Source organism: Mesorhizobium sp. M5C.F.Ca.IN.020.32.2.1, assembly GCF_004023105.1.
GTDB classification, from domain to species: Bacteria; Pseudomonadota; Alphaproteobacteria; order Rhizobiales; family Rhizobiaceae; genus Mesorhizobium; species Mesorhizobium wenxiniae.
In genome coordinates this window covers 1-1096 of record NZ_RZSX01001333.1, presented here as the reverse complement: position 1 = coordinate 1096, position 1096 = coordinate 1, and the positions used below count along the sequence as shown (strand labels likewise).

The following is a 1096-nucleotide window of genomic DNA, read 5'->3' as shown; positions in this document are numbered from 1 at the left end:
TTCCAAGGACGTGGCACTCCTAGGACTTAGTGGTGAGTACGATGATGAAAACAGCCAAATTCTCGATCGGACAGGTGGTTCGCCACCGGCTGTTTCCGTTCCGCGGCATCATTTTCGATGTCGACCCGCAATTCGCCAACACCGACGAATGGTACGAGGCGATCCCAGCGGATGTGCGGCCGCGCAAGGACCAGCCCTTCTACCACTTGCTCGCCGAGAATTCGGAAACGGAATACATCGCCTATGTGTCTGAGCAGAACCTGCTCGAGGATCAGTCTGGCGAACCGGTGCGGCATCCGGAGATCGGCGAGATGTTCGACAAGAGGCCGGACGGACGCTACGAGCCGAGACGCCAGTCAAGACATTGACCTGACGGATTGCGGGCCCGATGGGCTCAAGAAATGTCGTCCGGAACAAAAAAGCGGGGCATGACCCCGCTTTTTCCTTGGAAATTGTCTTAGTCGCCCTTAGGGGCGATCAGTTGGCGGTCTTCGCCTTGTCCTGCTCTTCCTTGAGCTTTTTGGCGAAGTCCTGATTGTTCTTGGCAACGAAATCCTGAAGCTTCTTCTGCCGATCCTCGATGTCCGACTGCTGCAGCGGCGGCCCGTCGAAGGCGCCGCTGAAGCCAGTCAGCGCGATCTTGATCGGGTTCGGCTGGTTCTGGAAATTGACCGGGGTCAGCGTCAGGTTCGAACCCTTCTTGAAGGAGGCGACGAGCTGGTCGGTCAGCGGCACTTCCGCAACGCAGCGGTCGGGGAAGCAGATCACATAATCGAGCTTCTGCGCCTTCCCGGTATCGATTTGAAGGCCAATGCCGGGAGGAACCAGGCGACCGGTCGGAACCGTCACCTGGAACACCTTGCGGTTTATCTTGCCCTTCAATTCGATCAGGCTGACGCCGGTGACGAGCTGGCCGTTACCGGCAGTGGTGATGTTCTGGACATTGCAGATGTCGACGTCTTCCTGCTTGGTGCAGGCTTTGAACCAACCCTGCGGAATCTGCTGTTGCTGCTGCGCGAGAGCTGCTGGAAGTTGTGCGCCCAGAAAGCCGACCACGCCAGCGGCCAGGACCGACAGGCGGTACGCGTTGCTGTTC

At 58.5% G+C, this 1096-nt stretch carries 2 protein-coding genes; one reads left to right on the top strand and one right to left on the bottom strand.

Features of this window, described 5'->3' with window-relative positions:
• Positions 1-44: 44 nt before the first annotated feature.
• Positions 45-368: a heat shock protein HspQ gene (gene hspQ, locus EOA86_RS35755; protein WP_029352484.1), complete on the top strand. Its 324-nt coding sequence runs from the start codon at positions 45-47 to the stop codon at positions 366-368.
• Positions 369-477: 109 nt separating this feature from the next.
• Here the strand turns inward: hspQ and EOA86_RS35750 are convergent.
• Positions 478-1096: invasion associated locus B family protein (locus tag EOA86_RS35750; RefSeq protein WP_164892372.1), on the bottom strand; the 619-nt coding region annotated here is incomplete at its 5' end.

Bases quoted from the DNA above. Each gene is read 5' to 3' on its own strand.
- hspQ (WP_029352484.1), top strand. From the start codon at position 45: ATGAAAACAGCCAAATTCTCGATCGGACAGGTGGTTCGCCACCGGCTG.